The organism is Gemmatimonadaceae bacterium (assembly GCA_036273715.1).
GTDB lineage: Bacteria > Gemmatimonadota > Gemmatimonadetes > Gemmatimonadales > Gemmatimonadaceae > JADGGM01.
Window position 1 is genome coordinate 90,886 of the sequence record DASUHB010000033.1, and the last position, 16,505, is coordinate 107,390.

17 protein-coding genes are annotated in these 16,505 nt (G+C 68.7%); 11 read left to right on the forward strand and 6 right to left on the reverse strand.

Features of this window, described 5'->3' with window-relative positions; all coding sequences use genetic code 11:
- Positions 1–34: 34 nt before the first annotated feature.
- From VFW04_07020 to VFW04_07035, 4 genes are read left to right on the forward strand one after another with little or no spacing between them, the layout of a single operon-like run.
- The gene (locus VFW04_07020) at positions 35–1,012 is read left to right on the forward strand and encodes an SDR family oxidoreductase (protein ID HEX5179063.1); all 978 of its coding nucleotides are present in this window, start codon (positions 35–37) and stop codon (positions 1,010–1,012) included.
- A 19-nt stretch (positions 1,013–1,031) separates the two neighbouring features.
- Positions 1,032–1,472: a D-aminoacyl-tRNA deacylase gene (gene dtd / locus VFW04_07025; protein HEX5179064.1), complete on the forward strand. Its 441-nt coding sequence runs from the start codon at positions 1,032–1,034 to the stop codon at positions 1,470–1,472.
- Between the two features lie 2 nt (positions 1,473–1,474).
- A complete protein-coding gene (locus tag VFW04_07030; GenBank protein ID HEX5179065.1) occupies positions 1,475–2,074 on the forward strand; it encodes a Maf family protein in 600 nt (199 codons plus the stop codon).
- On the forward strand, positions 2,071–2,922 hold the full coding sequence (locus VFW04_07035; protein ID HEX5179066.1) for a class I SAM-dependent methyltransferase: 852 nt from the start codon (positions 2,071–2,073) through the stop codon (positions 2,920–2,922). Before VFW04_07030 ends, VFW04_07035 begins: the two co-directional genes overlap by 4 nt.
- 27 nt (positions 2,923–2,949) lie before the next feature.
- On the opposite strand, the gene VFW04_07040 is transcribed toward VFW04_07035, so the two are convergent.
- On the reverse strand, positions 2,950–3,999 hold the full coding sequence (locus tag VFW04_07040) for a glycosyltransferase family 9 protein (GenBank protein ID HEX5179067.1): 1,050 nt from the start codon (positions 3,997–3,999) through the stop codon (positions 2,950–2,952).
- Between the two features lie 82 nt (positions 4,000–4,081).
- Between VFW04_07040 and VFW04_07045 the strand changes: the two genes are divergently transcribed.
- From VFW04_07045 to VFW04_07055, 3 genes are read left to right on the forward strand one after another with little or no spacing between them, the layout of a single operon-like run.
- Positions 4,082–5,113 carry a glycosyltransferase family 9 protein gene (locus tag VFW04_07045; protein HEX5179068.1) on the forward strand — a complete coding sequence of 344 codons (1,032 nt, stop codon included), beginning with the start codon at positions 4,082–4,084 and terminating at the stop codon, positions 5,111–5,113.
- The gene (locus VFW04_07050; GenBank protein ID HEX5179069.1) at positions 5,110–5,325 is read left to right on the forward strand and encodes a DUF4254 domain-containing protein; all 216 of its coding nucleotides are present in this window, start codon (positions 5,110–5,112) and stop codon (positions 5,323–5,325) included. Before VFW04_07045 ends, VFW04_07050 begins: the two co-directional genes overlap by 4 nt.
- On the forward strand, positions 5,318–5,602 hold the full coding sequence (locus VFW04_07055; protein HEX5179070.1) for a DUF4254 domain-containing protein: 285 nt from the start codon (positions 5,318–5,320) through the stop codon (positions 5,600–5,602). Before VFW04_07050 ends, VFW04_07055 begins: the two co-directional genes overlap by 8 nt.
- Here the strand turns inward: VFW04_07055 and VFW04_07060 are convergent.
- Genes VFW04_07060 through VFW04_07075 form a run of 4 tightly spaced genes read right to left on the reverse strand, consistent with a single transcriptional unit; the run spans position 5,599 to position 9,949 of the window.
- A complete protein-coding gene (locus VFW04_07060; GenBank protein HEX5179071.1) occupies positions 5,599–6,636 on the reverse strand; it encodes a glycosyltransferase family 9 protein in 1,038 nt (345 codons plus the stop codon). The two genes, VFW04_07055 and VFW04_07060, sit on opposite strands and share 4 nt — an antisense overlap.
- Entirely contained in the window at positions 6,633–7,526 is an 894-nt protein-coding gene (locus VFW04_07065; GenBank protein ID HEX5179072.1) for an FkbM family methyltransferase, read from the reverse strand. The genes VFW04_07060 and VFW04_07065 overlap by 4 nt, the downstream gene beginning before the upstream one ends.
- 6 nt (positions 7,527–7,532) lie before the next feature.
- The gene (locus VFW04_07070) at positions 7,533–8,339 is read right to left on the reverse strand and encodes a lipopolysaccharide kinase InaA family protein (GenBank protein ID HEX5179073.1); all 807 of its coding nucleotides are present in this window, start codon (positions 8,337–8,339) and stop codon (positions 7,533–7,535) included.
- Positions 8,336–9,949, reverse strand: coding sequence for an adenylate/guanylate cyclase domain-containing protein (locus tag VFW04_07075; GenBank protein ID HEX5179074.1), 1,614 nt, complete (start codon positions 9,947–9,949; stop codon positions 8,336–8,338). The genes VFW04_07070 and VFW04_07075 overlap by 4 nt, the downstream gene beginning before the upstream one ends.
- 174 nt (positions 9,950–10,123) lie before the next feature.
- Here VFW04_07075 and VFW04_07080 point away from each other — a divergent pair, with 174 nt between their 5' ends.
- Both VFW04_07080 and VFW04_07085 read left to right on the forward strand, forming a co-directional pair.
- Positions 10,124–11,605, forward strand: coding sequence for a hypothetical protein (locus VFW04_07080; protein ID HEX5179075.1), 1,482 nt, complete (start codon positions 10,124–10,126; stop codon positions 11,603–11,605).
- Between the two features lie 24 nt (positions 11,606–11,629).
- Positions 11,630–12,163 (forward strand): nuclear transport factor 2 family protein, encoded by a 534-nt coding sequence (locus VFW04_07085; GenBank protein ID HEX5179076.1) that lies wholly within the window; start codon positions 11,630–11,632, stop codon positions 12,161–12,163.
- Between the two features lie 19 nt (positions 12,164–12,182).
- Here the strand turns inward: VFW04_07085 and VFW04_07090 are convergent, their stop codons facing one another.
- Positions 12,183–13,730: a chorismate-binding protein gene (locus VFW04_07090; protein HEX5179077.1), complete on the reverse strand. Its 1,548-nt coding sequence runs from the start codon at positions 13,728–13,730 to the stop codon at positions 12,183–12,185.
- A gap of 9 nt (positions 13,731–13,739) precedes the next feature.
- Here VFW04_07090 and VFW04_07095 point away from each other — a divergent pair, with 9 nt between their 5' ends.
- Both VFW04_07095 and VFW04_07100 read left to right on the forward strand, forming a co-directional pair.
- Positions 13,740–15,833 (forward strand): hypothetical protein, encoded by a 2,094-nt coding sequence (locus tag VFW04_07095; GenBank protein ID HEX5179078.1) that lies wholly within the window; start codon positions 13,740–13,742, stop codon positions 15,831–15,833.
- Positions 15,834–15,847: 14 nt separating this feature from the next.
- Entirely contained in the window at positions 15,848–16,489 is a 642-nt protein-coding gene (locus VFW04_07100; protein ID HEX5179079.1) for a DedA family protein, read from the forward strand.
- Positions 16,490–16,505 lie beyond the last annotated feature (16 nt).

Sequence of the window (16,505 nt, forward strand, 5' to 3'; positions counted from 1 at the left end):
CGGCGCCCACCCCCGCACCCGGACGCGTTTCACCGTGCACTACGTCGTGACAGGAGGGGCGGGCTTCATCGGCTCGCACCTCGTTGAACATCTCGTGACTGCCGTCGGTGGGCATCGCGTCACGGTGCTCGACAACTTTTCCACGGGGCGCCGGGAAAACCTCGAGCCATGGCTCGAGAGGATCCGCATTGTCGAGGGGTCCGTCACCGATCCTGATGCGTGTCGCGAAGCAATCGCCGGCGCCGATTTCGTGTTGCACCAGGCGGCGCTTCCGTCGGTGCCGCGGTCGCTGCGCGATCCCCTGGCCTCGCACGAAGCCAATGCGACCGGGACCCTCAACGTGTTGATCGCGGCGCGCGACGCGCAGGTGCAGCGCGTCGTTTACGCGGCGTCCTCGTCGGCGTACGGCAATACCGCCGAGTTGCCGAAGCGCGAAGAGATGCTGCCGCGTCCGCTGTCGCCTTACGCGGCCGCGAAGTATGCAGGGGAGCAGTACTGCCGGGCGTTCCATGCGTCCTTCGGCGTGGCCACAGTCGCGCTGCGCTACTTCAACGTGTTCGGTCCGCGCCAGGATCCGTCGTCGCAATACGCTGCGGTGATCCCGAAGTTCATCATGTGCGCGGTGGCGGGCGAATCGCCAACCATCTTCGGCGACGGCGAGCAGACGCGGGATTTCACCTTCGTGCGGAACGTCGTGCGCGCCAACCTCCTGGCCTGCGAGGCGCCGGCGGCTGCGTTAGGCGAGGCGTACAACGTCGGGTGCGGCGAGCGTGTGAGCGTGAACGCGCTCTGGCGCCGCATCCGCGACCTGTTCGGCGCCACCGTCGACGCACGGTACGAGCCCGCGCGCACCGGCGACGTGCGAGACTCCCTCGCCTCGCTCGACCGGGTGCGCACCATGCTCGGCTACACGCCGGTGGTCGCGTTGGACGAAGGGCTCCGCGAGACGGTCCGGTCGCTCACCGGCCGCGAGCCGGCTGGAGCCGGATCGGGCGCAGCCGCGAGGCGCTGACCACCACTCGATCGCGGACATGCGCGTCCTGCTTCAGCTCGTCTCCCGCGCCGAGGTCCGCATCGAGGGCCGCGTGACCGGCCGCATTGGCGCCGGCTTCTGTCTTCTGGTAGGCTTTACGCACGGCGACACCGACGAACATGTCAGCTGGATGGCCGACAAGGTGATCGGGTTGCGCCTGTTCGCGGACGAGAACGGGAAAATGAATCGTGCGTTGGCGGAGCTGGAGGACGGCGCGCTCCTGGTCGTGTCACAGTTCACGCTCTATGGCGACGCCCGCAAAGGGCGGCGGCCGAGTTTCATCGACGCCGCGCGTCCGGACACGGCGATACCGCTCTACGAGCGGTTCGTGTCGCTGCTGCGCGCGAGCGGCGTGCGAGTCGAGACCGGCGAATTCGGCGCCATGATGGAGGTCGATCTGGTGAACGACGGGCCGGTCACGCTCTGGCTCGAGCGCTGAGCGTGCGGGTCGTTCTCGCATCCGCATCGCCGCGTCGTCACGAACTGTTGGGCATGATCGGCATCGCGCACGAGATAGACGCGGCGGACATCGATGAATCGCTGCGCCCGGGCGAGTCCGATACCGGCCACGCGCTGCGGCTGGCGACGGAGAAGGGACTGGCTGTCGCGGCGCGGCACCCGGACGCGTTGGTCATCGCTGCCGACACGATCGTCGTCGTGGACGGCCGCATCTTCGGGAAACCGGTGGACGAGGCCGACGCGTGCCGAATGCTGCGGGCGCTCAGCGGCCGCACGCACATCGTGCACACGGCGGTGGTGGTGGTGCTCGGCGGCGGCCGGCGCGTCGAATCGCGGGTGGAAACGACGCGGGTGACATTCCGCGAGCTCGACGACTCGGAGATTGCGGCCTACGTGGCCACCGGCGAGCCGATGGACAAGGCCGGCGCGTACGGCATTCAAGGCTACGGCGCGACGATCGTCGAGCGCGTCGACGGGGACTATTTCACGGTGATGGGCCTGGCGCTCAGGCGGTTGGTGGCGCTGCTCGAGCGGGTGGGCATCCGGTACCGGTTTCATCCGCTCGACGGTGCGCCGGCGTGACGGCGGTCGACCCGACGTTCGACCCTCCGTTAGGCATGTGTCCGTTGTGCACGTGTCCCGACGTGCGCGCGTTCGATCGGGACTACCGCGGCGCCTGCATCTCGCGCTGCGAGGGCTGCGGCGTGCGGTTCATGAACCCGCAGTACACCGATGCTTATCTCGCCGCCTACTACGCGAGCTACGTTCCCGAAGGGCCGAGGACGCCGGAGGCGCGCGCGTTCCGGCTGGCGCAGAAGACGGCCAACATCGAGCTGCTCGAGCGTTACATGGCGCCGGGGCGGCTGTTTTCGGTTGGCTCGGGCGACGGGGTCGAGCTGGCCGTGGCGAAGTCGCGCGGCTGGACCGTGGAAGGGTATGATGTGGACGAAGCGACGACGCAGCGGGTGGCGCGGAGCGTGGGGGCGCGCATCTATACCGGCGATCTGTTCGCGCTACCGCTCGACTGCGGCGGCTACGACTGCGTGTATCTCGACCAGGTGTTGGAGCATCCCAAGCAGCCGGCGAAATACCTGGAGTTGGCGCGTCGGCTCCTCAAGCCCACGGGGATCCTCTACCTCGGGGTGCCGAACATCGAATCGGCGGCGTCGCGCGGGAAGTCCATGTTAGGCAGGTTAGGCCTGAGCCGCCGCCGCGGGCGCTTCTACGACACCTTCCACCACCTGTTCTACTATGCGCCGGCCACGCTGCCGCCGCTGCTGGAGCAGCGGTTCGGCTTCACGGTGCTCACGGTGTTGGGCGATCCCAAGCCGCGGTCGCATCCGACGGTGGCGACGCGCCTGTGGGACCGGGCGATGCGGCACGCCCCGTGGCTGGATTCGACATTCGTGATCGTCGCGCGGCCGCGCTGACGTCGGATGCGGACCATGACATCGGAGTCAGCGAGCAGGCTCGTAGGTCGAACGCCAGCGATCGACCGCTTCCAAGACGTCGCGCACGGCAATCCGCGGCATGCGCCCCGGGCGGCGGTCGGTGCACAGCGCGCCGTTGCGCGAGGTTTCGCCGTAGGCATTGATCACGAGATCCTGGAACCGGCGATAGGGTCCGTAGCGCAGGGGATTCGTATAGCCGAGCAGGCTGACGACGGGTTTGCCTAACGCAACGGCCAGGTGTAGTGGACCGGTATCCAGCGAGACCACGAGCGCCGACGCGTCCAGGATGGCGGTCAGGCGCGGCAGGCCGCTGTCGAGCGCGGACATGACGCCCGGCGCGCCGGCGAGGATCGCCCGCTCGGTTGCAACCTCGCGGAGCGTCCGCGCGCCGACGATCACGGGGGCGAGTCCATACGCATCGTGGAGGACGCGGGCGAGCTCTGCCCAACGATCGGGAAGCCAGTCCTTTTCCGGCCGACTCGAGCCGATCACCAGCGAGACGATCGGGCGATCGAAGCGCGAGACGAACTCGTGCTGCCAGTCGCGCTCGGCGCCTCGCGGCCCCGCGTGCCACTCGATGGGGACGGCCGGAACACCCAGCGCCGAGAGGAACTCGAGGTATTCGTCCTGCACGTGCTGTCGCGCGTGCGGCGGAAGGTGGACGTTGGTGAAGAGCCAGCTGAGGTCGCGCGCGCGTGCGCGGTCGAAGCCGAGTCGGACCGGAGCGCGGGTGAGCGCCGTGAGCACGCCGGCCTTGATGTAATCCTGGAGCGCGAGCGCGATGTCGAACTGTCGTGCCTCGAGGGCGCGCCGGGCATCGAGAAAGCCGCGCCAACCGCGCGAGCGTTCGACCACGATGATGTCGTCGACCGACGGATGGCCGCGGACCAGCGTTGCCGGTCCCGGCTGCAACAGCCAGGTGATGTGGCGCGTTGGATCGTCACGCTTGAGGGCGTTCACGATGGGGAGCGTGTGCACCACATCGCCGACCGCGCTCAGAAGCACGATGCACACACGCCGCATGTCGCGCGGCGCGAGATCGTCGCGCGGCGTCACCGTGCGAGTTGGGCGAGAGCGATAGCGCGTGTCATCGGCAGGGAGAGAAATGTTATATTGGCCACCGTCTCGGGCAACGTGAATGGCACTTCGACCACCAGAGCGGATCCTGCTCATCCAGCTTCGCCGATTGGGCGACGTCGTGCTGTCGACTGCGTTACTCGAGGACTTACGTCGGGCGTTTCCGAACGCGCGGCTGGACTATCTCGTGGGGCAGGAGGCGGCGCCGCTCGTCGCCGGGCATCCGCTGGTGCACGAGCGCATCGTATTCGATCCGGATCGCACGCTCGCCATGTGGCGCGAGATTCGAGCGCGACGGTACGACTGGGTCATGGATGTGCAGGGAAGCCTGCGCACCGCCATGCTCACGCGGGCCTCGGGCGCTTCGGTGCGACTTGGCTGGCGGATCGGCGCGTGGCGGTTGTTCTATACGCACGCGCGGTCGCGCGTTGGGCGAATGGAGTATGTGCCGCGGCAGCGGGCGCGGTTGCTCGAGGACGCCGGCGTGTCGCTCGGCGACGCTGCGTCGCATCCGCGCATCCATTTGTCCGAGGAAGAGCGGTTGCGTGGCGAGCGCGACGCGCGGAGCGCGGGGGCGGTGCCGGATGCGCGCCGTGTCGGCATGCTGCTCTCGACGCGGGAGCCGGCCAAGGATTGGAGCGTCGAGGCGTTTGGCGATGCGGCGCGTGCGCTGCTGCGCGATGGCGTGTCGGTACTCATCTTTCAGGCGCCGGAAGACGCGGCGCTTGTGGCGCGCATGAGGGCGCTGGCGCCCGGTGTGGTGGTGCTGCCGGTGATGGATGTGCGGCGTGTGGCGGGCGTGATGGCCGGCTGCTGCGTGTTCGTGTCGGGCGACACGGGCCCCGCGCACATGGCCGATGCGTTAGGCGTGGCGCGCGTGACGCTGTTCGGTCCGACCTCGCCGGTGTCGTGGACGTCGGGCGCACCAACGACGGTGGCGATTGCCGGACCTCACGCGCGCATCGTGCCGCTGCGCGACCGCGCCAAACGGCACGCGGCGGGCGAGCAATTCATGGCGGGAATCGGGGCGGAGCAGGTGGTGGCCGCCGTCCGGAAGCTGCTCCACGAACGACCGTGTCCCAGGATCGCATGAACGACACCATTGGCGAGTTGGTCGCGCGCTTGGCGCGCACGAACGTCGAGTTGTGGCACGAGGAAGACAACGCGCGGTCGGCGGACGACCACGCGGTGGCGGCGGCGAAGCGCGCCATCGACGCGCTCAACCAGCGGCGCAACGATCTGATCGAGCGCATCGACGCGGAAGTGATGCGCGTCGTGCGCGAGGCGCGGACGTCGCGTGGCTGAGACGGTGGGATCGCTCGCCGACAAGCTCAGCATCATGGAGCTCAAGATCTACCACATGCGCGAGCAGGCGGAGCGCGGCGACGCGACCGCGGACTTCCGCGCGACGTGCGCCGACCGGGTGCGCGTGCTCGAGCAGCAGCGGAATGATCTGGCCGATGAACTTGCGGTGTTGCTCGAGGGGCTCGCGAGCGGCGCGGTGGTGCCGAAAGTGTACCGGCAATTCAAGATGTACAACGATCCGGCGTATCGGCGGCGCGATCCGGCGCCGGATGCCTAACCGCGCTGGCGCGGGGCTGCCCGATAGGTGGCCGCCCAGCGCTCGACCCTCGACAGCACATCGCTCACCTGAATGCGCGGCATCCGACCGTAGCGGTGGGCGAGGGAAACCGGGTACTCCTCGCCGGGGTCGCCGTACGCGTCCACGATGAGATCGTGAAAGCGGCGATATGGTCCCACGCGCTTGGGATTGTTGTACCCCATGAGACTGACGACGGGGCGATCGAGCGCGACGGCCATGTGCAGCGGGCCGGTGTCGAGCGAAATCACGAGCTCGGAGGCATCGATCAGCAGGACGAGATCGCGCAGCGGGATGCCGAGGGTGGAGGGCGGCCGGTGGCGCGCGCGGGAGACGATGTCGCGCTCCGTGGCTCGTTCGCGCTCACTCGAGCCGCCGGCGAGCACCGGCACGAGGCCCCAGCGCTCGACGAGCGCGTCGTTGACGGCGGCCCAGCGGTCGGCCGACCACTCCTTTTCGGGATGGCTGGCGCCGATGACCAGCGTGGCGAGCGGGCGGCCTAACGGAGCGACGAGCGCGCGCTGGCGCTCGCGCTCCTCCGGCCAGGGTCCGAGGTTCCACTGCACGGGCTCGGCCGGTACGCCTAACGCGGCCAGGAACTCGAAGTACTGGTCCTGCACGTGCTGCGGGGCGTGCGGGGGAACGCGGCGGGTGGTCACCAGCCAGTTCAGATCGCGCGCTCTCCGTCGGTCGAAGCCGAGCTTCACGGGAGCCGGTGCGAGCGCGGTGATGAGGCTGGCCTTGGCGTACACCTGGAGGTCAATGAGCAGGTCCAGCGACTCTCGTGCGAGCGCGCCCCGAACGTCGAGCATGCCGCGAAATCCGCGGCGCGCGTCGTACACGATGATCTCATCGACGCCGGGATGTCCGCGCACGAGCGAAGCAGGTCCCGGTTGCAGCACCCACACGATGCGGCACGATGGCTCGTGCCGCTTGAGCGCCGTCACCACCGGAAGGACGTGCACCGCATCGCCGATCGCGCTCATCATGACGATGCCGATGCGGCGTCCGCTCACGCGTGCGGCTCTCTCACGAAGACGACTTCGCGCATGGCCTTCGGGGCGGCGCAGACATCGAAGAGGGCATCGACGGACGCAACGGGTTGCCGCTGCACCGCGTCGCCGGCGAGCACGTACACGTGCGTGAAAATGCCGGCGATCGTGCGCATGTACCCGGCGCGCGTCGTGCCCGACCGCAGAATGCCGTAGGGCCAGAATTCCGACACCACCGGCAGGCCGCGGGCGAGCGTCGCGCGCGCGCCCTCGAAGAACTGGGCTTCGTGTCCCTGGATGTCGAGCCAGACGAGCCGGATGTCCCGTGCGTCCGTTGGGCGTTCGGCGAGCACGTCGTCCAGGCGGCGTACCGGAACGCGCACCGTGGCGCGGCGGTCCTCGCGCCAGGCGCCGGCCCGGCCTCCGTTAGGCGGTCGCAGGCGGTTGTCGCCCGAGTTGTAGTCCGACAGCTCGAGCTCCATCTCGCCGTCGGTCGACGACAAGGCGAGCGCGAGGCGTTCGATGCGGCTGCCGAATCCGTTCTGCGCAATGTTGAGGTCCAGCAGCCGCACATTGTCCGGTGCCGGCTCGAACGCGATCGCCCGCTCGCACCAGCCGTGGCGCAACAGTGCGATGCAGATCATGCCGATGTTCGCGCCCACGTCGAGCACCGTGCCGCCGCGGGAGAGCCCGCCGTCGCGTTCGAGCACCGACAGCGCGCGCTCGATGTAGCGCCGCTCGTACGCCCGCTGCACGAACAGATACTTGCCGATGAGTTTGTCGCGGCTGTCGAACGTCAGCCGTCCGTTCCAGGTGTCGACCGTGACGTCGCGGCGCCGGCCCGCGTACAGCATCTGCCAGCGCAGCTTGCCCGCGAGGCGGGCCGGGTGCGCGACGTATTCCGTTAGGCGCATGGCCGGTCAGGCGCGCGCCGCGGGCTCGGCCGCTTCCCGCGTCACGCCGGGCTCCGCGGCCAGGTGGTGCGCCATGGCAGCCAACCAGCCGATGTCGGTGTCGGCGAAATCGAGCGCGCCGCTTCGCCGCCATTTGCGCGCCGAGCGGGACAGGCGCGCCACATTGCGCTCGGTCACGCGCGAGGCGCCCGGTCGGTCGAACCAGATGCGATCCACGTCCAACACGTAGGCGAGCATGTCTCCGGTGGCGGACCGCTGGACCAGAATGTTCTTGATGTTGAGGTCGGGGTGGCGCGCGCCCGCGATGGTGAGCTCGGCCAGCAGTTGGGCAACCGCGGCGAGCACCGCGCGCCGCTGGTCCTCCGGCATCGGTTCGGCGAGCACGGCGGCGAGATCGGCCGAGCCTGGGATCTCGCGCGTGACGACATCGGCTCGCCGGAAGACTCCGGCCGGATACACTGCGAACGCGACCACCTCGGGTGTGCGGACGCCGGACGCCGCGAGGCGGAGCGCCGTGTCAAGCTCGTACGGCGCGCGGGTTGGCGGCGCGAAGCGGTCGCCGGTGAGCGCTTCGAACATGCCGCCGTGCCGCGACCGTCGAACCACCACGCGCGCGGCATCGCCCGGGAGCGGCACGGCGTAGGCGACGCCGCGGCCGGCCAGCGGGCGCGCACCCGCGGCGTGCGCGGCGTAGGTATAGAACGATCCGAAGCCTAACGCAGTCTCGAGCGGCCCGCGCAGGGCGGTCAGCCCCACGCCGTGGGCCGACCGCGCCGAGAGCATGATGTATCCGTCGGGCAGGACCACGCTCACGGCACCACGCTGTAGACGGGAATCGATTGGCTCTTACCGCGCAGCTCCATCGTGCCGCGCTCCACCATCGGCGGCGGCGACACGAGCTTGGCGCGCATCTCGCCGGTGAGGAGGATCTCGCCGCCTTCCGCGGCCGCGCACAACCGGCTCGCCGTATTCACGGCGTCGCCGATCACGGTGTATTCCAGACGGCGCTCGGAGCCGATGTAGCCGGCGAAGCTCTCGCCGTAATTGAGCCCGACGCCGATCTGCAACGCGGGCCGGTTGCGCGCCCGCCACTTCTCGTTGAGCGTCTCCAGCTCGCGCATCATCTCGAGCGCGGCGGCCATGGCGCTGTCCGCATCGTCGGCGCCGCCGATGGGCGCGCCCCACTGCGCCATGATGGCGTCCCCGATGAACTTGTCGAGCGTGCCGGCGTGGCGAAACACCACCTCGACCATCACGGAGAAATACTCCGTGAGGAGGTGCGCGACGTCGTCCGGTCGCATCTCTTCCGAAAGCGCCGTGAAGCCGCGGATGTCGCTGAACAGCACGGCTACCGTCCGCTTCTCGCCGCCTAACTGGACGGCGTCGGGCGCGCCGGCGATGCGCGCCGCGAGGTTGGGCGCAAAGAATCGCTCGAAGTTGCTGCGCACCAGCGTCTGCCGCCGAATGCGCTCGGCGAACTCGCTGTTCTCGAGCGCCACCGCGGCGATGTTGGAGAACGCGACGAGAAAGTCGAGGTCGTCGTCATCGAAGCGCTGCGTCGTCGTCAGGTTGTCCACGTAGAGGACGCCGTGCACGCGGTCCTCGCTGCCGATGAGCGGCGCGCACATGGCCGATCGCACGCTCTGCATGAGAATCGATTGGCCGCCGAAGCGCTCGTCCTGCGGCGCGTTGTCCGAGAGCACGGCCACCTTCTCGTCGACCACTTTGCGGGCGATGGATTGCGGGATGGCGCGTCCGGCGGCGGCGCCCCGCCGATCGCGCGAGATGCGCCGTGCGTGCGCGCCCGTGCCCTCGTCGTCGAGCAGGTCGATGGCGACGCGGTCCACATCCAGAATCTGGAAAAGCACGCTGGCGATGGTGTTGAGCAGCGCATCGACGTCGGCGGCGCGCGACAACTGCTTGGACACCTCGAGCAAGAGCGCGAGCTTCTTGGCTGTGATCGCATGCTCGTCGGTCATGACGGTCTGCGCCTTCGCCTCGGCCAGATTCGTGGTGTGAATCACGCGTGAGAGGCCGCCCGGGTGACCGAACGGCCGCTCGCGGATGATGGTCGAGCTGGGCATCGTCGGGGTCGGCTCATCCGTCAACAGCTCCGAGCCCAGCGTCGCGAGCGGCCGCGTGATCGTGGCGACGCGGAACGGCACCTTGCCGAACGCGATCGTGTCGCCGGGACTAACGCTGCCTTCGGTCACGCGCGCGCCGTTGACGAACGTCCCGTTGCTCGATCCGAGGTCGCGCACGCGAATCGTGAGACCGTCGCTCGTGAGCTCGGCGTGGCGGCGCGAGATGGTTGGATCGAAAACCGGAAGGTCGCTCACCGACGCGCGTCCCACGACGAAGGTTGCACCGTCCTGCAGCTCGAAGGATTGGTCGCCGGCGGTGCTCGTCAGGCGAAAAGGCATGACACGGAATATGTCACCGGCCCGGGGTCCGGGCGACTGGCGGCTGCCGCGGGCCGCGGCCCGTCTGTTTTTGCGGCAATCGCTCGGGGCTCGTACTTTGTACACGCGTCGACCGCGTCGGGCTTTGTCCGGCGCGCGGCCGCCTCTTTCTTCTACTCGAGACGAAGACCAACCGTGGCAACATCCCTCGTTCCATACGACGACTGGATCAAGCACACCCAGTCGCTCGGCGCCCGCCGGAGCAACGAGCTGGTGGCGCTCGACAACGCGCTGAGCGCGTATCAGAAGGACAAGAGCGCGGCGAGCCTGACGCGCGTCAAGAATGCGCTCGCGGCGTGGAAGAAGACGCAAGGCGCGGGCGACGAGTGGAAGAAGTCGCGCCGGAACAAGGACGGATACGTCGAGCTGTTGACGACGCAGGTCCAGAAGGGCGGCGACACCGACAGCGCGTGGGGCGTGACGCCTAACTTCATGCACGAGAATCTCATCAATGCGCGCCTGGGCGTGCTGTATCTGTTCTCACATCTCACGGTGTCGCCGCGAATTTTCAACGTGCTGCTCGAGGGCGGCATGTCGATCGCGGGGGGTGCGCTGTCGTACGCCGGGGCATCGACCGGGCTCAACAATGCAGTGGCGAACACCGTGTCGACCTATCAGGGCGTGGTGATGGTGCCAGGGAACGAGATCATCGACGCCGGCTGGGGCGCAACCAAACCGTTCCTCCTCAAGCCCGACGCACAGACGCAATTGATGTCGGTGATGGAGCGGGTGAAGCGGTGGTTTCAGGACGTGGCGAAGGGCCTGCTCGAGTCACTGAAGGAAAAGTGGAAGTGCGAATTACCGGCGTCGTTGGTCACGGCGGCCGTCAATGCCGCCGTGAGCGCGACGCAGAGCGCTCTTGCATCCGGCTTGCTGTCCGGTGCGTTAGACCTGGGCAAGGGCGTGGTCGTGACGGTGGACGCGGCGATCACGCGCTTCAAGGCATGGAAGTCGTCGCGCGATGTGGAGTTCGGTTCGGGTCATCCGAAGATGGTCGTGGACACGATTCATCGCGCGATGACGGTGAGCGTCGGCGAGGGCATGTGGACGATGTTGAAGGGCGCGGCGAACATGGGCCTGGCGGCGGCGAGCGCGGGCGCCGGTCTCATCGCGGGCATTCTCATCGCGGGCGCCGAGATGCTGGCGAAGTTGTTCTGGCGGCTCTATGAGACGTCGCAGATGCGCGCGTTCTTCGAGGAGGCCGCCGAGCATTGGCGGAATCGTGATGCCGGCAGCGCGCTGCAGAAGCAGCCGTTCGCATTCGCGCGGTGGTATCGGAAGCACGTGCTGTTGGCGCCCGCGCTCGCGGTGATCACGCTCAACAGCGGCATCTGCGGCGACAAGATGGTCTATCTGTCGATGTTCAAGGACGACCAGAGCGTGATCTCGAGCGCGGAATTTCAGGCCGGCGCGCAGCACCTGGATGGTCTCAAGGTGTGGGGCGTCAAGTATTTGAGCGAGACCGGATTTTCATTCGGGGCGAACGATGCCTTCGTCGGGAAGCTCCTGGCGTTCGCGAAGGGCGGGGGCAGCGACGGCGTGTTGTCGGCACACCAGGAGAACCTCTCGGGCGGCGCCTGGGTGTGGGACAAGGTGGTGTCGGTGGCGAAGGCCTAACGGCTGGCAATCACTGGAGGCCGCATGACTCGTTCGTTAGGCAGGTGGCGTGGTGCGGCGCGGTCGGCGGTGTGCGCCGTGATCGCGGTCCTCGGTGCGGCGGGTATCGCCTGGGGGCAGTCGAGCCCGGTGGCGGCGTCGTCAAGCGCCGACAGCGTTGCGCGGCGCGCCGTGGACGCACTCAACGCGAAAGAGGTGCGGGCGTGCCAGCAGATGGACAATCCCGCCTCGGCCGAATTGTGGGCCGAGGACGGCGTTGATCTGATTCAGGGTCTCGAGCCCATGGTGGGGAAGGCGGCGATCGCCGCGTGGCTCAACGGCCTAACGCCGGGGCTCAAAGGCGCGAAGATGGTGTACTGCGCCATCGACTGGAAGCAGATCACTATTCAGGGCGACTGGGCGTACGAGTGGGGGATCAACAAGCAGCGAATCGAGTTCCCGCCGCCGCAGCAGCCGTTCGAGAGCGAGGGGAAGATGACGTTGGTGCTCAAGCGGCAGACGAGCGGCGAGTGGAAAATCGAGCTCGAGTCGTGGAATAGCAGTCCGAAGGCCGGATGAGGGGGGAATGGGGCCGCCGTCACGCCGGCGATCCGGTCCGCGACGCCGCGCGCACGCGTCCGATCGCCGTCAGGAGGGCGCGCATCTTGTTTTCGGTTTCCTCGAACTCGCGGGCCGGCACCGAATCGGCGACGATGCCCGCGGCCGCCTGCACGTTCGCGACACCGCCGGCTATGACGCACGTGCGGATGGTGATGGCGAGGTCCATGCGCCGGTCGCCGGCCGCGATGTAGCCCACCGCGCCCCCGTACGGACCACGGCGCTCCGGTTCGAGCTCGTCGATGATTTGCATCGCGCGCACTTTCGGCGCGCCGGTGAGCGTGCCGGCAGGGAAGGTCGCGCGAAACACATCGACGGCCGACGCATCGGCCCGCAGCTCGCCCTCGATCTGGCTGACGATGTGCAGCACGTGGCTGTAGCGCTCGATCACCATGAGATCCGTTACGCGCACGGTTCCATAGGCGGCGATGCGCCCGACATCGTTGCGGCCGAGGTCGACCAGCATGACGTGCTCGGCGCGTTCCTTCTCATCGGCGAGGAGCTCGGCGCTGAGCCGCGCATCTTCTTCCGGCGATGCGCCGCGGGGGCGCGTCCCGGCGATTGGCCTAACGGTGACGGTGCCGTCGGCGACGCGGACGAGCAGCTCGGGCGAGCTGCCGACCAACTCCATGCCGTCGAGCACGAGATGGTACATGTACGGCGATGGATTGAGGGCTCGCAGCGCCCGATAGAGCGAAAGCGGCTCGAAGTCCACGGGGACGGCGATGCGCCGCGCCAACTCCGCCTGAAAGCAATCGCCGGCGAAGATGTATTGGCGAATCCGCTCGACATCCCGCTCGAAGTGCTCGCGCGAGTAAGACGACACGCCCTGGGCGGCCGGCGCGCAGTCGTCGAGCGCAAGCGGAGGCAGGGCAACCGGTCCCTGCAGCCGCGCGATCACGGTCTGGATCTCGCGTACCGCGGTGTCGTAGAGGGCGCGGCGCGCCGGGCCGTCGAGGCCCGGCTCGACCGGCACGGCGACCACGACCCGCGCCTGTGCGCGCAGATTGTCGATGATGACCAGCGCGCGCGTGAACACGAACACGGCGTCCGGCACGTCGATGGCGCGCGGCGGTGCGTTCGGCAGCCGCTCGAGGAGCCGCACCACATCGTAGCCGAAATACCCGACGGCGCCGCTCCAGAACGCGCCCAACTCGGGGACGTCCGCGGGAGTGTACTCCGTTAGGCGGGCGCGGAGATCGTCCAATGGATCGGCGGCGCGCCGCGCGCCGTGCCAACCGCGGTCTGGCGTCCAGTCGTCGACGATGCCGTCGCGCAATCGCCACGCCGCGCGCGGCTCGGTGCCGAGGAAGGTGTAGCGGGCCCACGTCTCGCTGCCCGCGGGCGCCGATTCGAGGAGGAACGCAAACGGTCCGCGGCGCAGTTTCGCGAATGCCGACACCGGCGTGTCCGCGTCGAGCAGGCAATCGCGCCACACGGGGATGAGTCCGCCGGACTCGGCGAGCGCGACGAAGCGGTCGGGCGTCATCATCGCGTCGCTTGCCGCCTGCACTCGAGCCCGCGACATTTCTCGATCATGCTTCGGTTCTCCGCGGCGCACGCCGCCGCGTTGTGTGTCCTGGTGGGTCTCTTGACCGCCGTACGACCCGCTGACGCGCAGGCATGGGACGACCCGCGCACGATGGCGCTGGTCGAGCGCGCGACAGAAGGCCGCGCCGCGCAACTCGCCGACAGCACGCTGGTGGATTATCAGGCCACCGCGCACGGCTATCTCACGCTTCTGGTCCAACTCGGGCAGGGGTTCCCCGATCCACCGTCCATCGTGAAGTCGGACGAGCTGGCGCTCCAAGTCTACTGGCGCGCGCCCAATCTCAGCAAGCAGATCATCGAAGGGCGCCGCGACACGCTGCTCCTGCCGACGGACATCGAGTACCACCAGGACCATCTCGGCATCGTTCAGAACAACTTTCCGAATTTCATTCGTCTGGGCGAAGGCGATGAGGTCCGCGACGTGCCGCACCCGCTGTCGGCCGACGGCCTGCATCTCTACGACTTCGCTATTCGCGACTCGCTCGAGATTCGTCTCGCGGGACAGGATCGGTTCGTTTACGAGGTTGCCGTGCGTCCGCGCGACGAGCACGCGGCGCGCATCGTCGGCGAGATTTATCTGGACACGGCGAGCGCGCAGGTGGTGCGCATGGCGTTCGCCTTCACACGGCCGGCGTACCTGGATCCGGCGCTCGACGACATCTCGATCGTGCTCGAGAACGCGCTGGTCGACGACCGGTACTGGCTGCCCTACCATCAGGACATCGAGATCCGTCGCACCGGCACGTGGATGCGCTTCCCGGCGCGAGGCATCATCCGCGGGCGGTGGGACATTTGCTGCTACCGGATCAACACGCACCTCGCCCCGTCGTTGTTTGCGGGTTCGGAGATCGTGCAGGCGCCGCAACCCATCGTATCATCATACCACTGGACGGGGCGCATCCTGGACTCGCTGCCCTCGGACGTGCGCGCCGCGACCGAGGCCGACGTGCGCCGGGTGCAGGAGCAGGTGCGAGCGCTGGTCGGTACCGAGGCGATCTCGCGCGCGGCCGGCGTGGAGCCGGCCGCCCGAGGGCTGTCCGACATCGCGCGCGTGAACCGCGTCGAGGGGTTGGCGTTGGGCGCGGGGGCGACGGCGCGGTTGGGCGGCGGCCTCGCGCTCTCGGCCACCGGCCGGTGGGGCTTCGACGACCATCAGGCCAAAGGGCGCGCTTCGTTCGCCTACGAGTGGACGCCCGGCCGGTCGATCGGGCTGTTCGCCATGCGCGAGTACCGCGAGGCCGGCGACATTGCAGAGACGTCGCCGCTGGCGAACAGCATCGCGGCGCAGGAGTTCGGCTCGGATCGCACCGACCCGTACGACGTGCGCGGCGTCGGGCTCGACGTGGCGCTGGGCCGTCTTGCGGCAGCGGACTGGTCGATGACGGCGGCGTACGAGGAGCAGGGGCGCCTCGCGGTGCACGCGACACCGTGGCACGGCGCGTATGGCGCTACGCTGCCTGCGTGGTCGGTGCGCGAGGCGCGTCTGGGCGTCGCCGTGCGCCGGACGTTCGCATCGACTCCGTTAGGCGACGTGACGCTGCACGCGGAGCTGCGCGGCGGCTGGTACACGGGCCGCGACACGACGCTGGCCGCGGCCCATCCGACGTTCGAGCGTGCGGCGCTCGACGCACATGCCCAACGGAAGGTCGGCGGCGACGCCCTGGTGCTCGAGGCGACGGCGGCCGGCGTGCGCGCCTCGTCCGACGTGCCGTCGCAGGAATACGTCTTGCTCGGCGGACCGGTGAGCGGACCCGGCTACGACGTCCACCAGTTCGCGGCGCGGGTCGGCCTGACCGGGCACGCCGAGTGGCGCATGCCGATCCCGTTTCCGCCGATCTCGCTCGGCGCGTTCGGTCGCGCGTCGGCTACGGCCACGCTCGCGCCGTACGTGCACACGGTGTACGTGACGGGCGGTGCGCCCTTCGCCGGTGCGGCGCGCGGATGGTATCCATCGATCGGCGCGGGGCTTCTGGTGCTGTTCGACCTCGCCCGGTTCGATGTCGCGCGAGGGCTGCGGCGCGGCGCGGGCCGGTGGACGTTCTCGTTCGACGTCGCGCCGACGCTCTGGCGCGTGCTCTGACATCGGCCTAACGGATGCTCCACGAGAATTTTCTCCAGCTCTTTCGCACCTACGGCTACGGCCTCCTGTTTCTCGTGGTCGGCCTGGAGAGCCTCGGCGTGCCCGTGCCGGGCGAAACCGCGCTCGTGGCGGCTGCCGCGCTCGCTGCGCGCGGCCACATGAAAATTGCGTTGGTCATCGCCGTCGCCGCGGCGGCGGCGATTCTCGGCGACGCCGGAGGCTACTGGATCGGCCGGCGCGGCGGCATCGCATTCGTGCGCCGCTACGGCCGCTTCTTCCGCGTGAACGACGCGAAGCTGGAGCACGTCAAACGCTTCTTCGAGCGACACGGCGCGAAGACGGTGTTCTTCGGCCGGTTCATCGCGCTGCTGCGCACCTGGGCGGCGCTCTTCGCCGGCGTGGGCTGCATGCCTTACGGGCGCTTCACGATGTACAACGCGAGCGGCGGCATCGTGTGGGCGGCCGCGTTCGGCCTGATCGGCTATCTGTTCGGGCGCAACCTGGAGCGGCTCCAGAGCATCGTTGGCGACGCGAGCTGGGCGCTCGCCATCTTCGTCGTGCTGGTCGTGATCGGCTTCTGGCTCTGGCGCCGCACGATCGAATCGAAGATGCGCAAGAAGTCCGCGCCGACGGCCGAGCGCCGAGACGCGCGCTAGCCGCGCCTACCGCGTC

Bases quoted from the DNA above. Each gene is read 5' to 3' on its own strand.
- VFW04_07100 (HEX5179079.1), top strand. From the start codon at position 15,848: ATGCTCCACGAGAATTTTCTCCAGCTCTTTCGCACCTACGGCTACGGC.
- VFW04_07065 (HEX5179072.1), bottom strand. From the start codon at position 7,526: ATGCGCCTAACGGAATACGTCGCGCACCCGGCCCGCCTCGCGGGCAAG.
- VFW04_07050 (HEX5179069.1), top strand. From the start codon at position 5,110: ATGAACGACACCATTGGCGAGTTGGTCGCGCGCTTGGCGCGCACGAAC.
- VFW04_07045 (HEX5179068.1), top strand. From the start codon at position 4,082: ATGGCACTTCGACCACCAGAGCGGATCCTGCTCATCCAGCTTCGCCGA.
- VFW04_07085 (HEX5179076.1), top strand. From the start codon at position 11,630: ATGACTCGTTCGTTAGGCAGGTGGCGTGGTGCGGCGCGGTCGGCGGTG.
- VFW04_07095 (HEX5179078.1), top strand. From the start codon at position 13,740: ATGCTTCGGTTCTCCGCGGCGCACGCCGCCGCGTTGTGTGTCCTGGTG.
- VFW04_07090 (HEX5179077.1), bottom strand. From the start codon at position 13,730: ATGTCGCGGGCTCGAGTGCAGGCGGCAAGCGACGCGATGATGACGCCC.
- VFW04_07075 (HEX5179074.1), bottom strand. From the start codon at position 9,949: ATGCCTTTTCGCCTGACGAGCACCGCCGGCGACCAATCCTTCGAGCTG.
- dtd (HEX5179064.1), top strand. From the start codon at position 1,032: ATGCGCGTCCTGCTTCAGCTCGTCTCCCGCGCCGAGGTCCGCATCGAG.